This window comes from Streptomyces sp. S3(2020), from assembly GCF_013044505.1.
GTDB lineage: Bacteria > Actinomycetota > Actinomycetes > Streptomycetales > Streptomycetaceae > Streptomyces.
In genome coordinates this window covers 14,763-37,435 of sequence record NZ_JABERD010000086.1, presented here as the reverse complement: position 1 = coordinate 37,435, position 22,673 = coordinate 14,763, and the positions used below count along the sequence as shown (strand labels likewise).

Genomic DNA, 22,673 nt, shown 5'->3' with positions numbered 1-22,673 from the left:
GTCCCCGAGGAACCCCACCGCCCGCTCCGTCCGCCCGGCCCGCCGCAACGCGGTGACCCCGGCCGCCCGGGCCCGCGGCCCACGGGCGGAGAGAAGCGGTTCGAGTACGTCGTCGTAGGCCGCGTCCAGGTCGGCTACGGCGGACAGCGCGCTGTCGGCGCACAGCGACTGCACGACCGGGTCGCTGTCGCGGGCGGCGGCGCGGGCCAGCTCGGCGGGGGAGAGGAACCCCTCGTCGACGGCGAGCCGGTACGCGTACCGGCGTATCCCCCGCGCGGGGGCGGTGTACAGCGGGGCGAGGGTCTCCGGGGGCGCCGCCCGCAGCAGTTCGGTGGCGAGAACGGTGACGAAGTCCCCCCGGTCCCGGCGTCCGACGCGCAGGATCACGGGCATCACCCGCACCGCGCCCTCGGCGTCCAGCGTCTCCGCCAGCCGCCGCCGGGCCGTCTCCCGCACCGGCGCCGCCCAGTCGGAACACCGCACGACGAGCAACGGCAGCAACCCGGGAAGACCGACGGCCCGCGACAGCGCGGCCTCCCTGACCCTGCCCTCACGGTGGCACAGGCCGAGCGCGAGCCGCGCCTCGGTGAGGGGCCGGCCGGACAGCAGGGCATCCTTCACCGCCCGCCCACCCTCGGTCCTCTCCCAGGCCGGCGTCAGCCACACGTACCGCTCCGTGTCCCAGCAATCCGAGCGCACCCCGGCGTCCAGCGCGATCCAGGCGGCCGGATCCCCCGCGTCGAGGGCTTCCCGCAGCGGGACCCCTTCCGCGAGCCGTACGGCCGCGGCGGCCCCGTAGTCGACGTCCATGCCCATCCCTGACCAGCCCTGATGTGTCCGGCGATGGTAGACGGCGCGGCCCGTGTCAGGCCACGCGATATCGCGCCCCTCGGGGACGCGGGACGGTGTCGGCATGCGGCGCCGCGGCGGGGGCGCGATCAGCCCCCACCGGCCCGCAGCCTGACCACTGCTCCGCTAGAACGGTGCCCGGAAGTCCGCGTACCCCAGCAGCACGATGACCGCCGCCACGATCCCGAAGACCACCACCGTCGACATCCACGGCGGCCGCGGCCGCCGCACCCGCTTCGGCTCCGGCCGGAACGGCTGCGCCTCGGGCGGGTTCTCCTTCCAGCGCGCGGCGAGCATCCGGGCCCGTGCCGACGGCTCCTTCTCCTCGGCGCCGTCGGCCCACCGGATGTCGAACTCCCGGTCCTCGTCGTCCCGTTCGGCCATCCCCGTAACCCCCGGTCGCCCTTCTCGTACGTCTGTTCCCAAAACCATACGACGGCGCCCCCGCCCTGAGGAACCAGGAACGGGGGCGCCGAGAGAGCCGGGAGGACCGGCCCAGGTCCGGTCACACGTCGAAGTAGAGCTCGAACTCGTGCGGGTGCGGACGCAGCTGGAGCGGGGCGATCTCGTTGGCGCGCTTGAAGTCGATCCACGTCTCGATGAGGTCCGGCGTGAAGACGTCGCCCGCGAGCAGGAAGTCGTGGTCGGCCTCCAGACGGTCGAGGACGGCCGGGAGGGAGGTCGGGACCTGGGCGACGCTCGCGTGCTCCTCGGGAGCCAGCTCGTAGAGGTCCTTGTCGATCGGCTCGGCCGGCTCGATCTTGTTCTTGATGCCGTCGAGGCCCGCGAGCAGCAGCGCGGAGAAGGCCAGGTACGGGTTGCCGGAGGAGTCGGGCGCACGGAACTCGACGCGCTTGGCCTTCGGGTTGGAGCCCGTGATCGGGATCCGCATGGCCGCGGAGCGGTTGCGCTGCGAGTACACCAGGTTGATCGGCGCCTCGAAGCCCGGGACCAGGCGGTGGTAGGAGTTCACCGTCGGGTTGGTGAAGGCGAGCAGCGACGGGGCGTGCTTGAGGATGCCGCCGATGTAGTAGCGGGCCATGTCCGACAGGCCCGCGTAGCCGGCCTCGTCGTAGAAGAGCGGGGAGCCGCCGGACCACAGCGACTGGTGCACGTGCATGCCCGAGCCGTTGTCACCGAAGATCGGCTTCGGCATGAAGGTCGCGGTCTTGCCGTTCTTCCAGGCCACGTTCTTCACGATGTACTTGAAGAGCTGGAGGTCGTCGGCCGCGGCGAGCAGCGTGTTGAACTTGTAGTTGATCTCGGCCTGGCCGGCGGTGCCCACCTCGTGGTGCTGGCGCTCGACCTGGAGGCCGGAGGCGGCCAGCTGCAGGGAGATCTCGGCACGCAGGTCGGCGAAGTGGTCGACCGGCGGGGTCGGGAAGTAGCCGCCCTTGTAGCGGACCTTGTAGCCGCGGTTGTTCTCGACCGCACCGGTGTTCCAGGCGCCGGCCTCGGAGTCGATGTGGTAGAAGCTCTCGTTCGCCGAGGTGGCGAAGCGGACGCTGTCGAAGACGTAGAACTCCGCCTCGGGACCGAAGTACGCGGTGTCCGCGATACCGGTCGACGCGAGGTAGGCCTCGGCCTTCTTCGCCACGTTGCGCGGGTCACGGCTGTACTGCTCGCCGGTGATCGGGTCGTGGATGAAGAAGTTGATGTTGACCGTCTTGTCGCGGCGGAAGGGGTCCACCCGCGCGGTCGACAGGTCGGCGCGCAGCGCCATGTCGGACTCGTGGATGGCCTGGAAACCACGGATCGACGAGCCGTCGAACGCGAGCTCCTCGTCCGGGTCGAACGCCTCGACGGGCAGCGTGAAGTGCTGCATGACGCCCGGCAGGTCGCAGAAGCGGACGTCGACGAACTTGACGTCCTCGTCCGCGATGAACTTCTTGGCCTCGTCGGCGTTCTGGAACATCCAGCTCCTCCTACTCCCGACGGTTCCATGCCGGGGTGGTAGTTCGTTTGTGCGGCCAGTGCGGTGGCACACGATGACGACGACACTAGGGACGCGTGATTTCTCGGGCGTGACCCATTTGTTTCGCACAAGTTAACCGGACATCCCGCTCCGCACCCCACCTGTCCGCATCCCGAAACGCGCGCAGTACCGTGGACGGGTGGACAAGAGGGAAGCAATCGGATCGTGGCTCTCGGGGCCCCGCGCGGCCGCCGAGCAAGCCGGTGTGGACTTCGGTTACCGGGGGCAGCAGCTGGGCCTGCCGGAGGAGGGGCCGGGCTCCATCGCCCGGCCGGGGCGGCGGCTCGGAGCACTCGCCGTGGACTGGGCGATGAGCGTTCTGATTGCATCCCAATTGATCACTCAGAGCTATACGCAGACGACCTCGAACTGGGCGCTGCTCGTCTTCTTCGCGATGAGCGTGCTCACGGTCGGGACGATCGGTTTCACCCCGGGCAAGCGGCTCTTCGGCCTGCGCGTCGTCGACCTGGCGACCGGCCGCCCGAACCCGCTCCGCGGCCTCCTGCGCAGCGCCCTGCTGTGCATCGCCGTCCCGGCCCTGATCTGGGACCGCGACGGCCGGGGCCTGCACGACAAGCTGGCGCGCACGGTCGAGGTGCGGATCTAGTTCTTCTACGACGAAGGGGCGCCCGGAGAGATCTCCGGGCGCCCCTTCGTCGTAGAAAGCCAGATCAGCGCGCCTTCGGCCCGCCCTTGGGCAGCTTCATGCCCTTCGGCATGGGCCCCTTCGGCAGCGGCATGTTGCTCATCAGGTCACCCATGGCCCGCAGCCGGTCGTTGGTCGCGGTCACCTGGGGACCGGTCAGCACCCGGGGCAGCTTCAGCATGCTGGTGCGCAGCTTCTTCAGCGGGATCTGGTCCTCGCCCGTGCCCACGATCAGGTCGTGCACCGGCACGTCCGCGACGATCCGGTTCATCTTCTTCTTCTCGGCGGCCAGCAGGGTCTTGACCCGGTTCGGGTTGCCCTCGGCGACCAGGACGATGCCGGCCTTGCCGACGGCCCGGTGCACCACGTCCTGGCTGCGGTTCATCGCCACCGCGGGGGTCGTCGTCCAGCCCCGGCCGATGTTGTCCAGTACGGCCGCGGCCGCGCCCGGCTGGCCCTCCATCTGTCCGAAGGCGGCCCGCTCGGCCCGGCGTCCGAACACGATCGCCGTTCCGAGGAAGGCGAGCAGGAAGCCCAGGATGCCCAGGTAGACCGGGTGGCCGATCAGGAAGCCGATCGCGAGAAAGACACCGAGGATGAGGATGAAGACACCCGCGAGCACCAGGCCGATCGTCTTGTCGGCCCTGCGGGTCATCTTGTACGTCAGGGCGATCTGCTTCAGTCGCCCGGGGTTCGCGGCATCGGCCGCACTGTCACTTCTCGCCATGCGACGAAGTCTACGTGGCCCCAGGAGCGCCGACGACGGCAGTGTCCCGGAGGAAATGCTTCAGGGACGGCCGGTGAACGACTGCTCCAGGACACGCTGCGCCTCGACCCTGTCCTTGGCGCGGCGGCGGTCCTCCAGGACGGACGTCCAGGCGTTGCGGCGGGCGGTGCGCTGGCCGCTGCTCATGAGAAGCGACTCGACGGCACGGAGTGCATCGGTGAACGACGGGATGGCGGTGGCGCGAACGGGCGCGGCCTGCATGATGGAGGTCCCCCCTCAGGGATAGCGGCTCTGGTGAGTGGTGCACGGGCTGTACAACCAGGGTCACTGATTGGTGTTACCAGGGCGTGACCGACCGGTCAAACACCAATGAAGCCTTGATGCGCGGGCCGGAAACACTGACGCGGCCCTGATGGCGCCCTCATCTGCGAGGACGCCGGGGGCCGCGCCAATTGGCCACTACCGGGTGGTAGTTGCTTGTGCTCGGATTCACACGCGCCAGGTGGCACGCAGTGCCATCAGACTGCCTGGGAGGCGATGAACGAACCGCGCTTCTCGATGGCCATCTGGTACAGCCGGCCGGCGCGGTACGAGGACCTCACCAGCGGGCCGGACATGACGCCGGAGAAGCCGATCTGGTCGGCCTCGTCCTTCAGTTCCACGAACTCCTGCGGCTTGACCCAGCGCTCCACGGGGTGGTGGCGGACGCTCGGGCGCAGGTACTGCGTGATGGTGACGAGCTCGCAGCCGGCGTCGTGCAGCTGCCGGAGCGCCTCGCTGACCTCCTCGCGGGTCTCGCCCATACCGAGGATCAGGTTGGACTTGGTCACCAGACCGAAGTCACGGGCCTCGGTGATGACCTTCAGGGAGCGCTCGTAGCGGAAGCCGGGGCGGATGCGCTTGAAGATCCGCGGGACCGTCTCGACGTTGTGCGCGAAGACCTCGGGGCGGGACTCGAAGACCTGCTGGAGCAGCTCCGGTACGGCGTTGAAGTCGGGGGCGAGCAGCTCGACCTTGGTGTGGCCGCTCTCGCGCCCGGCGGTCTGCTGGTGGATCTGGCGGACCGTCTCGGCGTACAGCCAGGCGCCGCCGTCCTCCAGGTCGTCGCGGGCGACGCCGGTGATGGTGGCGTAGTTGAGGTCCATGGTGACCACGGACTCGCCGACGCGGCGCGGCTCGTCACGGTCGAGCGCCTCGGGCTTGCCGGTGTCGATCTGGCAGAAGTCGCAGCGCCGGGTGCACTGGTCGCCACCGATGAGGAAGGTGGCCTCGCGGTCCTCCCAGCACTCGTAGATGTTGGGACAGCCGGCTTCCTGGCAGACCGTGTGCAGTCCCTCGCTCTTCACGAGCTTCTGCATCGCGGTGTACTCGGGACCCATTTTCGCCCGCGTCTTGATCCACTCGGGCTTGCGCTCGATGGGGGTCTGGGCGTTCCGGACCTCCAGGCGCAGCATCTTGCGTCCGTCGGGTGTGACTGCGGACACATCGGCTCCCTGTAGCTTCGATTCTTCGGCGTACACCAGGGTACGCCCGTGTTTTTGTAGGGCCTCACCGGTGGGGCCAACCTCTGGACTCAGGGCTCCATTCCCCACCCGAGGGGCGCGCGGAACTGCGCGATCAGCCCCCACCGGCCCGCAGGCGCCCATCGACCGTCACACCGGAGCCTTCTCGATCTCCCGAGGCTTCAGATCGGCAGTCTCGAGGACGTCCGTCAAGTGCCGCTCGACAACCGGCAGTACATCGGAGATCGTCACGTCCCGCCCGAGTTCGCCGGCCAGGGACGCGACGCCCGCGTCCCGGATCCCGCACGGGATGATCCGGTCGAACCAGCGGTTGTCCGGGTTCACGTTCAGCGCGAAGCCGTGCATCGTGACCCCCTTCGCGACTCGGATCCCGATCGCCGCGATCTTGCGGTCCTCGCGGCGCTGTCCGGCGTTGGACGGGGCGTACTCCGGGCCGTTCATGCGCGGGTCGAACTCCTCGTCGTGCAGACGGGGGTCGAGGTCCAGCGACAGGCCCCCGAGGGACGGGCGTCGCTCGACCGGATCGCCGAGCACCCATACGCCACTGCGGCCCTCGACCCGGCTGGTCTCCACGCCGAACTCCGCGCAGGTGCGGATCAGGGCTTCCTCAAGGCGTCGTACATGCGCCACGACGTCCACCGGACGCGGCAGCTTCTGGATGGGGTAGCCCACCAGCTGCCCCGGGCCGTGCCAGGTGATCTTGCCGCCGCGGTCCACGTCGACGACCGGTGTGCCGTCCAGGGGCCGCTCACTGTCCGCCGTGCGGCGCCCGGCCGTATACACCGGCGGGTGTTCGAGCAGCAGGACGGTGTCGGGGACCTCGTCCGCGAACCGTGCCGCGTGCACCCGGCGCTGCTCGTCCCACGCCTCCTGGTACTCGACGGCGTCCGCGCCGAACCCCAAACGGACGAACCGCAGCTCACTCACGGCAAGCGCCTCCCCGGAGAGTCGTAAGGCACGAACTGTGCCTACGCCACTGTACGACTCGCCGTCGCGCGTCAGCCGTGAGGTCAATCCTCACACGATCGGATGAACGAACGTCGAAGTGTGCGATCGACTGCTCACTCTCCGCTACATTCGCGCCGTCCTATAGAGGCCATAAGGGCTGCTCACAGGCAATCCGGGCAGGAGACACCACCCCAGATGACGGAACGACCCGCGCAGCGCACTCCCAACCGCCAGCTCGCCGCGCTCATCGCAGAAGCGGGGTTCTCCAACGCGGGACTCGCCCGTCGGGTGGACCAGCTCGGTCTCGAACACGGGCTTGATCTGAGATACGACAAGACATCCGTGACCCGGTGGCTCCGCGGACAGCAGCCGCGGGGCACGACACCCGCGCTGATCGCCGAGGTCTTCACCCGCCGGCTGGGTCGCCGGCTCTCCGCGCAGGACCTCGGGCTCGACGCCTGCGCGCCGGTGTACGCCGGTCTCGAGTTCGCCGCGACCCCCGAGGAGGCCGTCGACATCGTCAGCGGGCTGTGGCGCAAGGACTCCGGCAGCCATGCCGAACTGCGCAAGATCGCGTTCACCCCGGCGGGGCTCGTCGTGCCCAGCCGGGACTGGCTGATCGGGCGGGCCGACGACAGGGTGGCCCGCGCCGAACCGCCGGTCCGCGTCCCCACCCAGGGCCGTCCCGCGGTGCCCCGCCAGCGCGGCGCGGAGCGCGGACCGGGACAGAAGGTCACCGGCGGTGACATCGCGGCGCTCCGCTCGGTCGGCGAACTGTTCCGCTCCCTCGACGACATGTACGGCGGCGGCCACGCCCGGCAGGCCCTCGTGCGGTATCTGGAGCACGAGTGCGAGCCGATGCTGCGCGGCATGTACGGCGAGCAGACCGGCCGTCGGCTGTTCTCGGCGGCGGCCGACCTCACGAGACTCGCGGGCTGGACGTCGTACGACATCGCGGCGCACGGGCTCGCGCAGCGGTACTTCGTGCAGTCGCTGCGGCTCGCGCAGGCGGCGGGGGACCGGGCGTACGGCTCGTACGTGCTGATCACGATGAGCCGCCAGGCGGTGTACCTCGGGCACGGGCGTGAGGCGGTGCAGCTGGCGCGGGTGGCCCAGCAGGGGGTCGGCACCAACGCCCCGCCGGTGGTCCAGGCCCTGCTGCACGCCGTCGAGGCGCGGGGGCACGGGGTGCTGGGCGAGGTACGGGCGTGCACGGGGGCGCTGGTGCGGGCCGAGCGGGCGCTGGAGGCGGCCCGGCCCGGTGACGAGGTTCCGCACTGGGCGCGGTTCTTCGACGAGGCGCAGCTGGCGGACGAGTTCGGTCACGCGCACCGGGACCTTCAGCAGTTCCGTGCGGCGGCTCAGCATGCCGAGCGGTCCCTTCAGCTGAGGGCGCCCGCGTACGCCCGCAGCCGGCTGTTCTGCCGGGTGGTGCTGGCCTCCGCCCGGCTGGGGCTGGGTGAGCTCGACCAGGCGGGTGCGCTGGGGGCGGAGGCGGCGGGGGCCGCCGTGGAGATGCGGTCGGTGCGGGCGACCGAGTACGTGCGGGACTTCGAGAAGAGGCTGGAGCCGTACAAGGACGCGGCGCCGGTGCGGGGGTATCGCGACAAGGTCGCCGCGTTGGGGTAGGGGGCGTGCGGGTCGGGGATCTGCGCGACTCCGTCGTGGCCGGTCGCGCAGTTCCCGTCCTAGGGCCTGTCGTCACATTCCCGCCTGCCGCGCGGCGCCATGCACGCAATCTCGCCGCACCGGGCACAGACCCACGTACAACCAGTACGAGGGCCTGCGCCCGGCACGCCGAGAGCACGCACCTGACGCCGCGCGGCCCGCCCTCCGGGCGGACGACGGGAAGGTGACGACAGGCCCTAGGCGGCCCGCGTCGTGGGGAGCGGCTCCGCCCTGTGCATCGGGGTCGCCGCGCCCAGGTCCGTCAGGATCGCCGTCGACGCCCGGTGGCCCGAGTGCAGGGCGCCCTGGACCGTGCTGGTGTCCCGGTGGTCGCCGCACACGTACAGGCCCGCCAGCAGGCGTACCGGGCGGCGCAGGTCGTGCGGAGCCCGCATCGCCGGTACCGCTTCGGGGGTGTGGTGGACGGCGAGGGTCTCCCAGCGGGTGGTGGACGTGCCGTACAGGCGGGACAGGTGCGTGCGTACGGCCTCCTCGACGTCCGGCGGGGGCGGGCCGAGGACCGTGGAGGAGATCAGGGAACGGCCCGCCGGGGCGCGGGACGGGTCCACGTGGCTGACCACCGCCGTGTGGGCGACCGGGCCGCCCCGGTCCGCGTCCAGCAGCAGCGAGGCGCCCGTCCGCGGGGGCTCGTCCGTCGTGTGGTGGACCACCGTCACCGGGTGGAAGTCCGGTACGCGCAGGCCCGGGAGGAGGTCCGCCGCCGTGCGGGCGTCCGTCGCGAGCAGCACCGCCCGGCAGCGGAACTCGCCGTGCTCCGCCGTGGTCACCGAACTCGTCGACACCGAGGTGACCCGCACCCCCGTGTGGACCGTCCCGGCCGGCAGCGAGCGCGCCAGCAGGTCGGGCAGCACCTCCGCGCCGCCCTCCGGCACACACAGCCGCCCGGCCGCGAAGGCGCGCAGCGCGAGGTCGGCGCACCGGCTGGACGTGGTCAGCTCGGGGTCGCACAGCAGCGCGGCGAGCAGCGGACGCAGGAAGCCGTCGATCGTCCGGGCGGGGAGACCACGGGCGGCGAGGGCCTGCGCGGCGGGCGACTCGGCGCGGCACAGCAGGCGTTCGATCGGGGTGTTCGCGATCCGGGTGAGCGCGGTCCCGAGGCGGGCCTGGTCGACGCCGCCGCCCAGGGGGGCGACCCCTCGTGGCGCGCTCCGCGGCACCGTCGGCCTGGGGGCGCTCGCCAGGGCGCGCACCGCCTTGAGTGCGCCCCTTGCGCCCCCTGCGCCGGGGGGCGCGCTGGCGCGATGGTGGCGCCCGTCGCTGTGCAGGAGGACACCCGGCGCGAACGGGCGCAGGACGAGCCCGTCGAGCCCCGGTGTCATACGTAGTTCCGGATACGCCGTGGACAGCAGCTGTCCGATCCGGTCGAGCCGGAATCCGTCGACCTTCTCCGTCGACATACGGCCGCCCACCCCATGGGCGGCCTCCAGCACCGCGGTCGTCACTCCTGCGCTGGTCAGCCGATGCGCGGCGGAGAGCCCGGCTACCCCGGCTCCCACGATCACGACGTCCGCCTGGTACGTGGGCTCAAGCACGTGCCCCTCCTCGAGGTTGCGCGGCCGGTGGAGACGTCATGCCCCCAACTGCCTCCGGGGATACCCGAGTTCGGCTTGAGGTTAAGTCGGTGGCCGGTCAGGGACAGTCGCGCATGAACAGGGCACGGTCGCACGCCGGTCGCATACGGGCCCCCTTTTTCCGTGCTCCACCTCCGGGGTGCCTCAGCCGGCGGCTCGCACGGCTCCCTCGATCTCCGGGAACGCGAAGGTGAACCCCGATTCCAACAGCCGCTTCGGCACCACCCGTTGGCTGCCCAGGACGTCCCCGGACATCTCACCGAGCACGGCCCGCAGCACCGGCGAGGGCACCGCGAAGAGCGTCGGCCGGTGCAGCACACGCCCCATGGCGGCGGTGATCTCCTGGTTCGTGACCGGGTTCGGGGCGGTCAGGTTGAACGGCCCGGACAGCCCGTCGGTGTCGATGAGATGCCGGATCGCGGCCACCTCGTCGTGCAGCGCGATGAACGACCAGTACTGCCGCCCGTCGCCCAGCCGCCCCCCGAGCCCGGCCTTGAACAGCGGGAACAGCCGCCCCCAGGCACCGCCCCCACGCGCCACCACCAGCCCGGTCCGGGTGAACACGGTCCGCACGCCCGCCTCCTGGGCCGGCGCCGCCGCGCCCTCCCACTCCACGCACAGCTCGGGCAGGAACCCCTCCCCGGCGGGCGCGCCCTCGTCGACGACCCGGTCGCCCGTCTCGCCGTAGAAGCCCATGGCGCTGCCGTTGACGAAGACCCGCGGCGGCTTGTCCAGCGCGGCGACGGCCTCGGCGAGCGCGGCGGTGCCGAGGACCCGGCTGCACCTGATCCGCGCCTTGTACGCCTCCGTCCAGCGCCGGTCACCGACCCCGACGCCCGCGAGGTTCACCACGGCGTCGCACCCGGCGAGCCCGCCCGTGTCCACCCGCCCGCCCTCGGGGTCCCACCGGACCTCGTCCGCCTCTCTCGGCGCCCGGCGTACCAGACGCACCACCTCGTGTCCGTCGGCGAGCAGGGACCGGACCAGGGCACCGCCGATGAGACCGGACGCGCCGGCCACCGCGATTCGGGAACGCTGCATGGCCTCAATTCTGCTCCGGAACCGCCCAGAGGCCCGCTCTCGTGCGCCGTATGGTGGCCGACATGCACATACGCCACGCCACCCTCGACGACGAGGACGCGCTGGGCCGCCTCGACCGCGTCACCTGGTCCACGCTGCACGCCGTCTCGCCGCGCCCCCGGCCGCCGTACGAGCCCTTCTACGGCGAGCGGTTCGGGCCCCGCGACCATCTCGTGGCCGAACTCGACGGCGTGCTCGTCGGCTACATCCGGCTCGGCTTCCCGACGCCGCTGGCCTGCAACGCGCACGTCCGCCAGATCCAGGGCCTGGTCGTCGCCGAGGAGGCCCGGGGCGCCGGAGTGGGACGGGCGCTGCTGCGCGCGGTGCAGGAGGAGGCCAGGAAGCTCGGCGCGCGCCGCATCACCCTGCGCGTCCTCGGGCACAACGCCCCGGCCCGCAAGCTCTACGAGTCCGAGGGCTTCACGGTGGAAGGCGTCCTGCCCGAGGAGTTCCTCCTGGACGGCGCGTACGTGGACGACGTGTTCATGGGGCGCAGTCTCTGACCTGGTCGGCCTCGGCGGCCGTACGGCGCCTGCGGACGACCAGACAGAGCGCGGCCCCCGCGACGAGCAGGGAGATCAGGAAGAAGACGGGCACGGAAGCCTCCCGAGGTCAGGGCACATGATCAGGGTTATGCCCGGACCGGGACCCGGGTACGGCATCGACCCGTCGGCATTGACCCGTACGAGGGCGGGGGCGAGGGCGTAGTGCGCGGCGGGGCGGGGGCGCGTCAGCCCGTCAGCAGGCGCATGCCGCCCACCAGTTCCCGCAGGCAGCGCACCGCCAGCTCCGCGGGTGAGCCCGGGCCGCCGGTGTCCGCGTCCGTCTCCGCCCAGGTCTCCAGCGCGCCCCGGATCGCGTCCGTCGCGGCCGCGGCCGCGAGGCGTACCTCCAGCGGGTCCGCGTCCGGTCCGGCCAGCCTCGCCACCACCGGGATCAGCTTCTCCTCGGACTCCTGGTTCACCCGGTACCAGACGGCCCGCAGCGCCGGGTCGGTCACGGCCGCCCGCAGCAGCGCCCGCGTCTGCCGCAGACCGTCCGCCGCGTGCGCGTCCGGCACGGACAGGGACTCCTCGATCGCCCGCTCCAGCGCCCGCGGCAGCCCGGCGGTGCCCGGCTCGGACGCGGCGAGGAGCTCACGCCAGCGGTCGGCGCCCCGGGCCAGCAGCGGGCCGACGGCGTCCTGTTTGCTGCGGAAGTACCGGTAGAAGGTGCGCAGGGCCACCCCGGCCCGCTCGGCGATGTCCTCCGCGGTCGTACCGTCGGGCCCGTGCTCGGTGAACAGCGCGGCGGCGGCGCGTGCGATGTCGAGCTGGGTAGCCGCCTTGCGGCGCTCGGTCAGTGAGAGGGGCTTGGTGCTCACCGGGGCAGCCTACGCCGGAGCTCTGACACCACTTCCGACGTCACTTCCCGCGTCACTTCCGGCGTTCCGGCCGGCTACGACGTGACCAGCTCACCCGTGTCCACCGGCGCCGTCGCCTCCGCCGCCCGCTCGGCGTCGCCGGCGACCTCGTCGGCGGTCAGCACGTACCCCGTCTCGTCGTCCGACGTCGAGCGGGCGAAGACGACACCGAACACCTTGCCGTCCGTCGTCAGCAGCGGTCCGCCGGAGTTGCCCGGGCGGACGGTCGAGCGGATCGAGTAGATCTCGCGGGTGACGGTCCCGTCGTTGTAGATGTTCTGGCCGTTCGCCTTGACCCGGTTGGCGACGGTGGCCGCCTGGAGGTTGAGGTCGCCGTCCTGCGGATAGCCCGCGACGACCGCGGAGTCGCCGCGCGCGGCGTCGTCGTCGAAGCGCAGCACCGGGGCCTCCAGACCGGGCACGTACAGCACCGCCACGTCCTTGTCCGGATCGAAGAGCACCACACGCGCGTCGTACGACCGCCCGACCCCGCCCACCCGGACGGTCGGCTCGTCGATGCCGGCCACCACATGGGCGTTGGTCATGACGTGCTCGGGGGAGTAGACGAAGCCGCTGCCCTCGCGGCCCTGGGTGCCGGAGATGCCCTCGATCTTCACGGTGCTGCGCTTGGCCGCGTTCGTGGCGCTCGCGGTGACGCTGTCGCCGGTGGGCTTGGCGACCCGGGCCGTCGACTCGTTCTCGAAGGGGTTGAAGACCTGCGGGAAGCCCGCCTCGGTGAGCGCGGACGTGGCCCGGGAGAACCAGCCCGGAGTGGTGTCCGGCATCGCGTTCTGGACGGCGCCCAGCAGCCGTGAGTCCTCGATCGCCGTGGTGAGCACCGCCGACGAGGACGCGCCGAGCACGCTCGCCGCCACCCACGCCACGATCAGCACGGCGATCGAGTTGGCCGCGGCACCGCCGACCCCGTCGGCGACCCGCAGCGGCCCCTGGTCCAGCTCCCGGCGCAGCCGCAGCGCCAGACGCCCCGCGAGTTCGTGCCCGAGGACGGCCGGAACCAGCACGGTGAGCACCGCCGTCACCGTCGCCGAAGTGCTGCCCGGTGTCACCAGGTCCATCATCCAGGGCAGCACCCACACGCCGATGATCGCGCCGCCCACGAAACCGGCGAGCGAGACACAGCCGGCCACGAGGCCGCGCCGGTAGCCGGATGCCGCATAGGCCAGGATCACCAGCACCAGCAGGATGTCGAGCAGGTCCACGGAGCCGCCTTTCTCTCGGACCCCTTATTACGGAGGGGACGGGCCCAGTGATCAGCAGACACGCACGCATGGCGCCCGGAACCGGCCACGCGTGCGTGCACGAGTCGTGCGTGCATCCGGAGAAACGCCCCGGACCAGGACGATGGTTCCACCGGGTGGCACACCACACATCGCGGACGCGGAGGATCCGGCCGAGAGTGGGACCATGCGTGTCCGAAGAGCACGGGGGATACGACGGCGGCGAGCGGTCCGAATACCGCCCCGGGTGCTGTGGACGCTGGCCTGTGTCCCCGGGCTGGCGGCGGTCGTGGTGCTGGTGCTCTGCGCGAACGGCGTCGAACGCCGGGCCGAGGCCCCCTCCGCACACCCCCTCGCGGCCCGCCCCGCCGCACTCCACCACGCGGCGAAGCCGCGCATCGTGCCGAGGTCGGCCTGGGCCGCGGACACGGGCGAGGCCAACACGGCCGCCCTCACCCCGCCCCCGGCCCGCTACGACGACAAGGTCGTCGCCGTGTTCATCCACCACACCGACTCGCCCAACGCCTACGACTGCGCCGACGCACCGCGCATCATCCGCTACCTCGCCGCCGGCCAGCCCGGCGTCCGCGACTGGGACGACATCGGCTACAACTTCCTCGTCGACCGCTGCGGCACGATCTACGAGGGCCGCGCGGGAGGTGTCGACCGCCCCGTCACAGGCGCCCACACCCAGGGCTTCAACCACCGCACGTCCGGCATCGCGGCCCTGGGCACCTTCACGGCGGGTGTCGCGGTACCGCGGGCGATGACGGACGCGATCGCCTCGCTGGCGGCCTGGAAGCTGGGCCTCGCGGACGTGGACCCGCGCCGGAGCGTGAAACTGAGATCGAGCAACAGCCTCAGCCGCTACACCGCCGGCACCACCGCCACCCTCCCCGCCATCGCCGGCCACGAGGACGGCTACATGACCAGCTGCCCCGGCGCGGCCCTCTCGGCCCGCCTCCCGGAGATCAGACAGACGGCGGCAGGACTCCAGGGCCGCCTCCCGGCGACCTCCCGTCCCCGGGCCACCGCCACCACGGACGGCGACGAGCCGTCCCTGCGGCAACGCGGCTTCCCGGTACCCACTCGCTGACCGGCCACCGGCTCACCTGCGCCCCAGATACGCCCGTACGGCCCGCTGGAGCACCTTCCCCTGGCTGCCCACCGGCCGTTCCCACTCCCCGAGATACTCCACGGCGTGGCCGCCCGCACCCGTCTTGAAGCGCAGGCGTCCCAGCAGCCGGTCCTCGGTGAGGGCGGGGGTGACGGACCGCAGGTCGTACGTCTCGCAGCCCGCTGACCGCGCGTCGTTCATCATCCGCCACAACAGGGCGCTGCTGGGCCGCAGTCGACGCCCCTGGCGCCCCGACGCGGCATAGGAGTGCCATGAGCACGAGCCGACGTTGATCATGAGCGCGGCGGAGAGCACGACACCGTCGTACTCGGCGAGATAGAGCCGCACCCGGTCGTCGTCCTCGGCGTTCAGGGACTTCCACATACGGCGGAAGTAGTCCAGCGGCCGGGCCTTGAAGCCGTCGTGCGCGGCGGTCGAGACGTACAGCCGGTGGAAGTCGGGCAGGTCCGGCGCCGAGCCCCAGGAGACCCGGACTCCGGCCCCCTCGGCCGTACGCAAGGACTGCTCCCAGTGCGGGGCGAGGCCCTCGCGCAGATCGTCCGCCGTGCGCCCGTCGAGCGGGACCAGGCACCCGTAGCGCGGCTGCCCGAGCCCGAATCCGTTCCCGTCGCCCTCCGCGCACCGCCGCCACCCGAGCCGCCCCAGCCGCTCGGCCGCGTCCAGCGCGTATCCGTCGATGGCGGCCGCGGGCAGGTCGTTGAGATGGCGTACGGCGGGGTCGGCGACCCCCTTCGCGACGGTCCCCGGGTCCCACTGCCGTACGACGACCGGCGGCCCGATCCGCACCGAGAACGCCCCGCGCGCCTCCAGATGGGCGACGAGCGGGTCCAGCCAGCGCTCCAGGCGCGGATCCCGCCAGTCGATCCCGGGCCCGTCGGGGAGGTACGCGAGGAAGCGCCGTGTCCCGGGCAGCGGCCGGTACAGCACCAGCGCCGCCGCGACCAGTGCCTCGCCCTCGAACCAACCGACGCTCTCCGCCAGCCAGTCCGGCTTCACATCGCCCCACTCGGGGATCTGGAGATGACTGGCGTCCGGGTGCAGCCGCAGGTGGGCGAAGTGTTCCTCGCGCGATATCTCCCGCACGTACGGGCTGGTCATGGGCAGGGCGCTCCTGTTCGGGGCGGCCACGGTACGCCGGGGATCACGGCACGGGTCAAGAGTCCGGAGGTGAACCTTCCGGACGCGTCCCGTGACGTCGGTCACCGGATCGCCGGCCGACGAGGGAGAGTGCGCCGACCGTGCCCCGCCCTCCTGCTCCTTCGAGCCCCCGCGCGGCGCGGCCGAATCGAGCCGTGCCGGGCGACGGACCGTCATCCTGAAGGGCATGACGACCGATTCGCGCAGTTCCGCCGCATTCCTCGTCGAGGAGTCGCTGGGCTACCTCTTCCCGGCCGCGCTGCGTGCGGCGGCGGCCGTCGGAGTGGCGGACCACCTCACCGGCGCCCCCCGTTCGCCCGCCGAACTGGCCGAGGTCACCGCCACGGACGCCCGCAACCTCTACCGGGTGCTACGACTGCTCGCCACCCGCGGGATCGTGGCGGAGGACACGGAGGGCCGCTTCCGTCTCACCGCCACCGGCGACGCCCTGCGCACCGACGCCCCGCACTCGGCCCGCTCGGCGATCCTGATGAACACCGACCGCAGCCTGTGGCTCCCGGCCGCCGAGATGGACCGCTGTCTGACCGAGGGAACCTCGGTGTTCGAGGGCATCTTCGGGATGCCGTTCTTCGAACACTTCGCCCAGGACGAGGCGACCGCCGCCGTCTTCCACACAGGGATGGCCGCCATGTCCGACCCCGAGAACGCACCGATCGCCGCCGCGTACGACTTCCCGGCGACCGGCACGGTCGTCGACGTCGGCGGCGGCCACGGCGGCCTCCTCCTGGAGGTCCTGCGCCGCAACCCCGGCCTGCGGGGCGTGCTCTACGACCAGCCCCACGTACTGGCCGGCCACCGCCTCGACGTCGAGGAGACCGCGGGCCGTTGGAGTCTGGCGGAGGGCGACTTCTTCGCCACCGCGCCTCCGGGAGACGTCCACCTCCTCAAGCGCATCCTCCACGACTGGGAGGACGACCGGTGCGTGACCATCCTGGAGCGCTGCCGCGAGGCCATGACGCCGGGCGGCCGCATCCTGGTGGTCGACGCGGTCGTCCCCCGGGACAACGCCCCCCACCAGTCCAAGACCCTCGACCTCCTCCTGATGTCCGCCCTCGTCGGCCGCGAACGCACCGAGGCGGACTTCGCGGCCCTGCTCGCCGCGGCAGACCTCAGGATCTCCCGCATCGTGCCGACACCGACGGTCCTGTCGGTGGTGGAGGCGGTGGCCGCGTCAGCGTAGCCGGACGCGTGGACGGTCTCACAGGTTCCTCGTAGCCGGCTCACTGATCACCCCGAAGCAGCCGCCCTACCGTCATGCCATACGCACTGACCGGAGGTGGGGAAGATGAACAGCAGTCAGACCGGCACCAAGTTGGCCCGTGGCCCCTGGGCGGCCCTGTGCGCCGCCGTGGCCGTCGTCCTCGGCCCGGCCGCCGTCACGGCCTCCGCCCTCGACCAGGCCAACGCGGCCCCGATGCACCACGTGGTCCTGAAGGTCGACCAGACCCAGGCGTACATCCCGACGGACACGACCCGCAGGCGCGCGACCGCGGTCTGAGCCTCACCCGGGGCCGTCGCCCGTCAGGCCCAGGAACCGTTCCCCGGACGGGTCGACGTCCACGCCGAGGCCGTTCATGAGGCCTGCCAGCATGACGTAGTAGCCGGTTGTCGTGATGATCTCGACGACCTGTCGATCGGTGAAGCAGGCGCGGAGAGCCGTCAATGTGCCGTCGGACAGGGTGTGTCGGGCGATGAGTTCGAAGGTGGCCGTGATCGCCGCCGAGTCCGCCGCGTCGAACTCCGGGCCGCTGGAGCGTAGTTCGGCGACAGCCGTCAACTGGTCTGCGGACAGGCCTGAGTTGAGCGCGATCGGTCGGTGCTGCACCGCTTCGTAGGCGCACTCCGTGCCGGCGGCCACCGCCATGATCACCAGCTCGCGCAGCTGGACGGGCAGGGTCGACTCCAGCAGGACCGCCAGGCCCAGGTCGATCGCCGTGTCCGTGAGCGGTGGGGCGTGGGAGAGCATGCGGAAGGCGTTGAGCGGCACGGGAAGCTTCGCGACACTGTCGGCGGGATGTTCCGGATACGGGATACGAGCCATGGTCCCCCCTGAAATGGATGTCAGCCTCTGAACCGCTCCCACAGCTTCGGATACCGCTCCTCCAGCACCCGCTCGCTCTCGAAGTCGACCGGCGCCCCCTCCGGCTCGGGCGGCGCGGGCGGGATTCCGAGGTCGGGGGCGACGACGCCGGTGAGCTGTTCGTACGCCTCGTCCGCCGCGTACCCCAGCTCCTCCCCGTCGCCGTCGATCTCCTCGTCGAAGTCGCCCAGGAGGTCGGACAGCGAGTCGGGGGCGTGCACGGCACCCTCGTACACCTCGCGCCCCTGCCCGATCAGCCAGCAGCGGAAGAAGTCGAACGCGTCGTCGCTGGCCCCGTCGAGCAGGACCCAGGCCGCGCCCCACAGATCCCAGGTGTACGCCCGGTTGTAGCGGGCCTCGAAGTGACGGGCGAAGTCCAGGACCATGTCGGGGTCCATCTGGAGGAGCCGGTCGATGAGAAGGTCGGCCTGCTCCTCGGGGTCGCCCTCGGCGGCCCCGCGGGCGGCATCCACCAGCTCCCAGAACTCCGTCTCGTCCATCACGGGTCCAGCATCGGCCCTGGACGGGTGAGGCGCACGTGGAGTGCGGCGGATTGTTATGTCCCGTACAGGCCGGCCAGGCGGCGCGCGTCCTGTGCGAAAAGTGCCCGCAGACCCTCCGGAGCCAGCACCTCCACCTCCGGGCCCAGTGACAGAAGCTGGGTACGGGCGATCTTCTCCGACTCCACGGCGACCGTCACGCTCACCCAGCCGTCCTCGTCCGGCGCCCCCGCCCGCTCCAGTGCCTCACCGGCGGAGACCCGGTCGGCCAGGGCGTACGGCAGCCGGCGCACCCCGTCCGGTGACAGCCGTACGACCACCTCGGCCCGCAGGATCGACCGCGCGAACCGCTCCGCCTGGTCCTCCCAGAAGGCGGGGAGATCGAACTCCTCGTCGCGCCCGAAGCGGTCCGCCGAGGCTTCCACCGTCGTGAACCGGTCGATCCGGTACACCCGGAAGGAACCGGGGTCGGGAATCCGCGCGCACAGGTACCAGACGCCCGCCTTCAGCACGAGCCCGTACGGCTCCAGCTCCCGCTCGACCTCCCCCGCCCCCTTGCGATAGCGGGCGGTGACCCGCCGGTCGTCCCACACCGCGTCGGCGATCGCGGGCAGCAGCTCGGGCGTCTTCGGCTCGCTCCACCAGTTCGGGGCGTCCAGGTGGAAGCGCTGCGCGGCCGACTTCGAGGCGTCCCGGAGTGAGGGGAGCAGTGCCGCGGAGACCTTCAGACGGGCGGCCGAGGCGGCGTCCTCCAGACCCATCTCGCGCAGCGCCCCGGGCACCCCGGACAGGAACAGCGCCTCCGCCTCACCCCGCGCAAGCCCGGTCAGCCGGGTCCGGTAGCCGCCGATCAGCCGGTAGCCCCCGGCCCGCCCCCGGTCCGCGTACACCGGAACGCCCGCCTCCGACAGCGCCTGGGCGTCCCGGGTGATCGTCCGCTCGGACACCTCCAGCTCCCGCGCCAGCTCGGCGGCGGTCATGGAGGGCCGGGACTGGAGCAGCAGGACCATCTTGATGAGGCGGGCGGCACGCATAGGTCCATCATGCTGCGTCGCCGGGTGCGGGCCCGGATGCGGCCGGTCGCGCAGTTCCCCGCACCCCTGGAAGCAGGCGCGCCTGAGCGGGCCCGTCTTTGGAGGGGCGCGGGGAACTGCGCGACCAGCCCCCACTCACCCGCGGCCGAACTACAGCCCGTACTTCTCCCGCGCTTCCTTCACCGCCGCAGCCTTCACCTCGCCGCGGCGGGCGAGCTGGGCCAGCGCCGCGACCACGATCGACTCGGCGTCGACACCGAAGTGGCGGCGCGCCCCCTCGCGGGTGTCCGAGAGGCCGAAGCCGTCGGCACCGAGCGAGGAGTAGTCCTGCTCGACCCACTGCGCGATCTGGTCCGGGACCTGGCGCATGTAGTCGGAGACGGCGAGGACGGGGCCCTCGGCGCCGTGCAGGGCCTGGCGGACGTACGGGACGCGCTCCTCGCCGCGCAGGAGCGCCGCGTCGGCCTCCAGCGCGTCACGGCGCAGCTCCGTCCAGGAGGTCGCGGACCAGACGTCGGCCGCCACGCCCCACTCCTCGGCGAGCAGTTTCTGCGCCTCGATCGCCCAGTGGATCGCCGTGCCCGAGCTCAGCAACTGGAGGCGCGGGGCGTTCGCCGCGGCCACGTTCAGGCCCGCCGACTCCGCGGTGCTGAAGCGGTACAGGCCCTTGACGATGCCCTCGTCGACGCCGGCCCCGGAGGGCTTGGCCGGCTGCGGCATCGGCTCGTTGTAGACCGTGAGGTAGTAGAAGACGTTCGGGTCCTCGCCCGGGGCCGCCTCGCCGTACATCCGGCGCAGACCGTCCTTGACGATCGCCGCGACCTCGTAGGCGAACGCCGGGTCGTAGGTCAGGGACGCCGGGTTCGTCGCCGCGATCACCGGCGAGTGGCCGTCCGCGTGCTGGAGGCCCTCACCCGTCAGCGTCGTACGGCCCGCCGTCGCGCCCACCAGGAAGCCGCGGCCCAGCTGGTCGCCGAGCTGCCACATCTGGTCGGCCGTGCGCTGCCAGCCGAACATCGAGTAGAAGATGTAGAACGGGATCATCGCCTCACCGTGCGTGGAGTACGCGGTGGACGCGGCGATGAAGTCGGCCATCGAACCGGCCTCGGTGATCCCCTCGTTGAGGATCTGGCCGTTCTTGGCCTCCTTGTAGTACATCAGCTGGTCACGGTCGACCGGCTCGTACGTCTGGCCCTTGGGGGAGTAGATCCCGAGGGACGGGAAGAGGCTCTCCATGCCGAAGGTGCGCGCCTCGTCGGGGACGATCGGCACCCAGCGCTTGCCGGTCTCCTTGTCGCGGACCAGGTCCTTGATGAGACGGACGAACGCCATGGTGGTCGCGATGTTCTGCGTACCCGAGCCCTTGTCGAAGGAGGCGAAGGCCTTCTCGGCGGGGGCGGGCAGCGGGGCGAGCGCGTGCGTACGACGGGCCGGGGCGGGACCGCCGAGCGCGGCGCGGCGCTCCTGGAGGTAGCGGACCTCGGGGGAGTCGGCGCCGGGGTGGCCGTAGGGCACGACCCCGTCGACGAACTGGCTGTCCGAGATGGGCAGTTCAAGAAGGTCACGCATCGTCTTGAACTCGTCCACCGTGAGCTTCTTCATCTGGTGGTTGGCGTTCTTCGACGCGAAGCCCTCGCCGAGGGTGTTGCCCTTGACCGTCTGGGCCAGGATGACCGTCGGGGCGCCCTTGAACTCGACGGCGGCCTTGTAGGCGGCGTAGACCTTGCGCGCCTCGTGGCCACCGCGGGAGAAGTGGAAGCACTCGAGGATCTTGTCGTCGCTCAGCAGCTTCGCCATCTCGGCGAGCGCCGGGTCCTTGCCGAAGAAGTCCTCGCGGATGTAGGTGGCGCCGCGCGTCTGGTACGTCTGGACCTGCGCGTCCGGTACCTCGCGGAGCCGTCGCAGCAGCGCACCCGTGGTGTCGAGCTGGAACAGCTCGTCCCAGGCGGTGCCCCACAGCGACTTGATGACGTTCCAGCCGGCGCCGCGGAACTGGGCCTCCAGCTCCTGCACGATCTTGAAGTTCGCGCGGACCGGGCCGTCGAGGCGCTGGAGGTTGCAGTTGATGACGAAGGTGAGGTTGTCGAGGCCCTCACGGCTTGCGAGTGCGAGTGCCGCCGTCGACTCGGGCTCGTCCATCTCGCCGTCGCCCAGGAAGGCCCAGACGTGGGAGGCGGAGACGTCCTTGATGCCGCGGTTGGTCAGATAGCGGTTGAAGCGCGCCTGGTAGATCGCGGAGAGCGGGCCCAGACCCATGGAGACGGTCGGGAACTCCCACAGCCAGGGCAGCCGGCGCGGGTGCGGGTACGACGGGAGGCCGTTGCCGCCCGACTCGCGGCGGAAGTTGTCGAGCTGCTGCTCGTTCAGTCGGCCGTCGAGGAAGGCGCGGGCGTAGATACCGGGGGAGGCGTGGCCCTGGATGTAGAGCTGGTCGCCCGAACCGTCCGCCTCCTTGCCCTTGAAGAAGTGGTTGAAGCCGGTCTCGTAGAGCCAGGCCGCGGAGGCGAAGGTGGCGATGTGCCCGCCGACGCCGTATTTGGAGCCGCGGGTGACCATCGCGGCCGCGTTCCAGCGGTTCCACGCGGTGATCTTCCGCTCGATCTCCTCGTCACCGGGCGCGGACGGCTCGGCGGCGGTGGGGATCGTGTTGACGTAGTCCGTTTCCAGCAGCTTGGGCAGCGCGATGCCGTTGCCCTCCGCGCGCTCCAGCGTGCGGCGCATCAGGTACGCGGCACGGTGCGGGCCGGCAGCCTTGGCGACCGCGTCCAGTGAGGCCTGCCATTCGGCGGTCTCCTCGGGGTCACGGTCCGGGAGCTGGTCGAGCTCGCTCGGCTGGATGGCGTAGGGGTCGGTCATGTCGCCGCCTTCCTCAGTCGAAGGGGGTTCCCTCATCGGTAAGGGTTCGGGGGTGCCCTAGGTCTTTGGCAGGACAGGGCTCAAGCCTCGGTAGAGGCTTTCGACCTCGGTAGAGGCCCGTCGGCGACTGTAACTCGCTGATCGATGATCGATCAAAGGGTTGAGGGGCAAAACCTCTTGATTCCGAGAAAGTCGGCACGGGGTGCCTCGGGCGGTGGCACCGGGTGACGGGGGTTTGCCGGTGTTTTCGCAGGTGAGC

General features: G+C 71.5%; 21 protein-coding genes and 1 pseudogene. 6 read left to right on the top strand and 16 right to left on the bottom strand.

Annotated features, from left to right (window positions below; all coding sequences use genetic code 11):
- From HLK59_RS25875 to glnA, 3 genes and pseudogenes are all read right to left on the bottom strand, one after another.
- A pseudogene (locus HLK59_RS25875) lies at positions 1-810 on the bottom strand (hypothetical protein); the annotation flags it as partial.
- A gap of 165 nt (positions 811-975) precedes the next feature.
- A complete protein-coding gene (locus tag HLK59_RS25870; protein WP_171143905.1) occupies positions 976-1,233 on the bottom strand; it encodes a hypothetical protein in 258 nt (85 codons plus the stop codon).
- A gap of 121 nt (positions 1,234-1,354) precedes the next feature.
- Positions 1,355-2,764: a type I glutamate--ammonia ligase gene (gene glnA / locus HLK59_RS25865; protein ID WP_171143904.1), complete on the bottom strand. Its 1,410-nt coding sequence runs from the start codon at positions 2,762-2,764 to the stop codon at positions 1,355-1,357.
- A 199-nt stretch (positions 2,765-2,963) separates the two neighbouring features.
- Here glnA and HLK59_RS25860 point away from each other — a divergent pair, with 199 nt between their 5' ends.
- The gene (locus HLK59_RS25860; protein ID WP_171143903.1) at positions 2,964-3,431 is read left to right on the top strand and encodes an RDD family protein; all 468 of its coding nucleotides are present in this window, start codon (positions 2,964-2,966) and stop codon (positions 3,429-3,431) included.
- Between the two features lie 64 nt (positions 3,432-3,495).
- Here the strand turns inward: HLK59_RS25860 and HLK59_RS25855 are convergent, their stop codons facing one another.
- From HLK59_RS25855 to lipB, 4 genes are all read right to left on the bottom strand, one after another.
- Entirely contained in the window at positions 3,496-4,197 is a 702-nt protein-coding gene (locus HLK59_RS25855; protein ID WP_171143902.1) for a DUF4191 domain-containing protein, read from the bottom strand.
- 60 nt (positions 4,198-4,257) lie between these two features.
- Entirely contained in the window at positions 4,258-4,458 is a 201-nt protein-coding gene (locus HLK59_RS25850) for a hypothetical protein (protein WP_171143901.1), read from the bottom strand.
- A 257-nt stretch (positions 4,459-4,715) separates the two neighbouring features.
- Positions 4,716-5,681 carry a lipoyl synthase gene (lipA, locus tag HLK59_RS25845; protein ID WP_171143900.1) on the bottom strand — a complete coding sequence of 322 codons (966 nt, stop codon included), beginning with the start codon at positions 5,679-5,681 and terminating at the stop codon, positions 4,716-4,718.
- Between the two features lie 168 nt (positions 5,682-5,849).
- On the bottom strand, positions 5,850-6,647 hold the full coding sequence (gene lipB / locus HLK59_RS25840; protein ID WP_171143899.1) for a lipoyl(octanoyl) transferase LipB: 798 nt from the start codon (positions 6,645-6,647) through the stop codon (positions 5,850-5,852).
- 216 nt (positions 6,648-6,863) lie between these two features.
- Between lipB and HLK59_RS25835 the strand changes: the two genes are divergently transcribed.
- Complete coding sequence (locus HLK59_RS25835; protein ID WP_171143898.1) at positions 6,864-8,297, top strand: regulator; 1,434 nt, start codon at positions 6,864-6,866, stop codon at positions 8,295-8,297.
- Between the two features lie 236 nt (positions 8,298-8,533).
- Here HLK59_RS25835 and HLK59_RS25830 read toward each other — a convergent pair whose 3' ends face one another.
- Together HLK59_RS25830 and HLK59_RS25825 are read right to left on the bottom strand one after the other, a co-directional pair.
- Positions 8,534-9,889 (bottom strand): NAD(P)/FAD-dependent oxidoreductase, encoded by a 1,356-nt coding sequence (locus tag HLK59_RS25830; protein WP_171143897.1) that lies wholly within the window; start codon positions 9,887-9,889, stop codon positions 8,534-8,536.
- 183 nt (positions 9,890-10,072) lie between these two features.
- A complete protein-coding gene (locus HLK59_RS25825) occupies positions 10,073-10,969 on the bottom strand; it encodes a TIGR01777 family oxidoreductase (RefSeq protein ID WP_171143896.1) in 897 nt (298 codons plus the stop codon).
- A 62-nt stretch (positions 10,970-11,031) separates the two neighbouring features.
- Between HLK59_RS25825 and HLK59_RS25820 the strand changes: the two genes are divergently transcribed.
- Positions 11,032-11,511 carry a GNAT family N-acetyltransferase gene (locus HLK59_RS25820; RefSeq protein ID WP_240982644.1) on the top strand — a complete coding sequence of 160 codons (480 nt, stop codon included), beginning with the start codon at positions 11,032-11,034 and terminating at the stop codon, positions 11,509-11,511.
- 227 nt (positions 11,512-11,738) lie between these two features.
- Here the strand turns inward: HLK59_RS25820 and HLK59_RS25815 are convergent, their stop codons facing one another.
- Positions 11,739-12,371: a TetR/AcrR family transcriptional regulator gene (locus HLK59_RS25815; protein ID WP_171143894.1), complete on the bottom strand. Its 633-nt coding sequence runs from the start codon at positions 12,369-12,371 to the stop codon at positions 11,739-11,741.
- 74 nt (positions 12,372-12,445) lie between these two features.
- Complete coding sequence (locus HLK59_RS25810) at positions 12,446-13,630, bottom strand: MarP family serine protease (RefSeq protein ID WP_171143893.1); 1,185 nt, start codon at positions 13,628-13,630, stop codon at positions 12,446-12,448.
- A gap of 205 nt (positions 13,631-13,835) precedes the next feature.
- Between HLK59_RS25810 and HLK59_RS25805 the strand changes: the two genes are divergently transcribed.
- Positions 13,836-14,744, top strand: coding sequence for a peptidoglycan recognition protein (locus tag HLK59_RS25805; RefSeq protein ID WP_171143892.1), 909 nt, complete (start codon positions 13,836-13,838; stop codon positions 14,742-14,744).
- 12 nt (positions 14,745-14,756) lie between these two features.
- On the opposite strand, the gene HLK59_RS25800 is transcribed toward HLK59_RS25805, so the two are convergent.
- On the bottom strand, positions 14,757-15,884 hold the full coding sequence (locus tag HLK59_RS25800) for a peptidoglycan bridge formation glycyltransferase FemA/FemB family protein (protein ID WP_171143891.1): 1,128 nt from the start codon (positions 15,882-15,884) through the stop codon (positions 14,757-14,759).
- 226 nt (positions 15,885-16,110) lie between these two features.
- Here HLK59_RS25800 and HLK59_RS25795 point away from each other — a divergent pair, with 226 nt between their 5' ends.
- Positions 16,111-17,124 (top strand): methyltransferase, encoded by a 1,014-nt coding sequence (locus HLK59_RS25795; protein ID WP_171143890.1) that lies wholly within the window; start codon positions 16,111-16,113, stop codon positions 17,122-17,124.
- Between the two features lie 105 nt (positions 17,125-17,229).
- Positions 17,230-17,442 (top strand): hypothetical protein, encoded by a 213-nt coding sequence (locus tag HLK59_RS25790; RefSeq protein ID WP_171143889.1) that lies wholly within the window; start codon positions 17,230-17,232, stop codon positions 17,440-17,442.
- 3 nt (positions 17,443-17,445) lie between these two features.
- Here HLK59_RS25790 and HLK59_RS25785 read toward each other — a convergent pair whose 3' ends face one another.
- From HLK59_RS25785 to aceE, 4 genes are all read right to left on the bottom strand, one after another.
- The gene (locus HLK59_RS25785) at positions 17,446-17,985 is read right to left on the bottom strand and encodes a carboxymuconolactone decarboxylase family protein (RefSeq protein ID WP_171143888.1); all 540 of its coding nucleotides are present in this window, start codon (positions 17,983-17,985) and stop codon (positions 17,446-17,448) included.
- A gap of 20 nt (positions 17,986-18,005) precedes the next feature.
- Positions 18,006-18,524, bottom strand: coding sequence for a DUF4240 domain-containing protein (locus HLK59_RS25780; protein WP_171143906.1), 519 nt, complete (start codon positions 18,522-18,524; stop codon positions 18,006-18,008).
- Positions 18,525-18,580: 56 nt separating this feature from the next.
- Complete coding sequence (locus HLK59_RS25775; protein ID WP_171143887.1) at positions 18,581-19,558, bottom strand: YafY family protein; 978 nt, start codon at positions 19,556-19,558, stop codon at positions 18,581-18,583.
- 150 nt (positions 19,559-19,708) lie between these two features.
- Entirely contained in the window at positions 19,709-22,414 is a 2,706-nt protein-coding gene (aceE, locus tag HLK59_RS25770) for a pyruvate dehydrogenase (acetyl-transferring), homodimeric type (protein WP_171143886.1), read from the bottom strand.
- Positions 22,415-22,673 lie beyond the last annotated feature (259 nt).

Coding starts and splice junctions, on each gene's coding strand:
- HLK59_RS25870 (WP_171143905.1), bottom strand. CDS start 1,233: ATGGCCGAACGGGACGACGAGGACCGGGAGTTCGACATCCGGTGGGCC.
- glnA (WP_171143904.1), bottom strand. CDS start 2,764: ATGTTCCAGAACGCCGACGAGGCCAAGAAGTTCATCGCGGACGAGGAC.
- HLK59_RS25855 (WP_171143902.1), bottom strand. CDS start 4,197: ATGGCGAGAAGTGACAGTGCGGCCGATGCCGCGAACCCCGGGCGACTG.
- HLK59_RS25850 (WP_171143901.1), bottom strand. CDS start 4,458: ATGCAGGCCGCGCCCGTTCGCGCCACCGCCATCCCGTCGTTCACCGAT.
- HLK59_RS25835 (WP_171143898.1), top strand. CDS start 6,864: ATGACGGAACGACCCGCGCAGCGCACTCCCAACCGCCAGCTCGCCGCG.
- HLK59_RS25825 (WP_171143896.1), bottom strand. CDS start 10,969: ATGCAGCGTTCCCGAATCGCGGTGGCCGGCGCGTCCGGTCTCATCGGC.
- HLK59_RS25820 (WP_240982644.1), top strand. CDS start 11,032: ATGCACATACGCCACGCCACCCTCGACGACGAGGACGCGCTGGGCCGC.
- HLK59_RS25805 (WP_171143892.1), top strand. CDS start 13,836: ATGCGTGTCCGAAGAGCACGGGGGATACGACGGCGGCGAGCGGTCCGA.
- HLK59_RS25800 (WP_171143891.1), bottom strand. CDS start 15,884: ATGACCAGCCCGTACGTGCGGGAGATATCGCGCGAGGAACACTTCGCC.
- HLK59_RS25795 (WP_171143890.1), top strand. CDS start 16,111: ATGACGACCGATTCGCGCAGTTCCGCCGCATTCCTCGTCGAGGAGTCG.
- HLK59_RS25790 (WP_171143889.1), top strand. CDS start 17,230: ATGAACAGCAGTCAGACCGGCACCAAGTTGGCCCGTGGCCCCTGGGCG.
- HLK59_RS25785 (WP_171143888.1), bottom strand. CDS start 17,985: ATGGCTCGTATCCCGTATCCGGAACATCCCGCCGACAGTGTCGCGAAG.
- HLK59_RS25780 (WP_171143906.1), bottom strand. CDS start 18,524: ATGGACGAGACGGAGTTCTGGGAGCTGGTGGATGCCGCCCGCGGGGCC.
- HLK59_RS25775 (WP_171143887.1), bottom strand. CDS start 19,558: ATGCGTGCCGCCCGCCTCATCAAGATGGTCCTGCTGCTCCAGTCCCGG.
- aceE (WP_171143886.1), bottom strand. CDS start 22,414: ATGACCGACCCCTACGCCATCCAGCCGAGCGAGCTCGACCAGCTCCCG.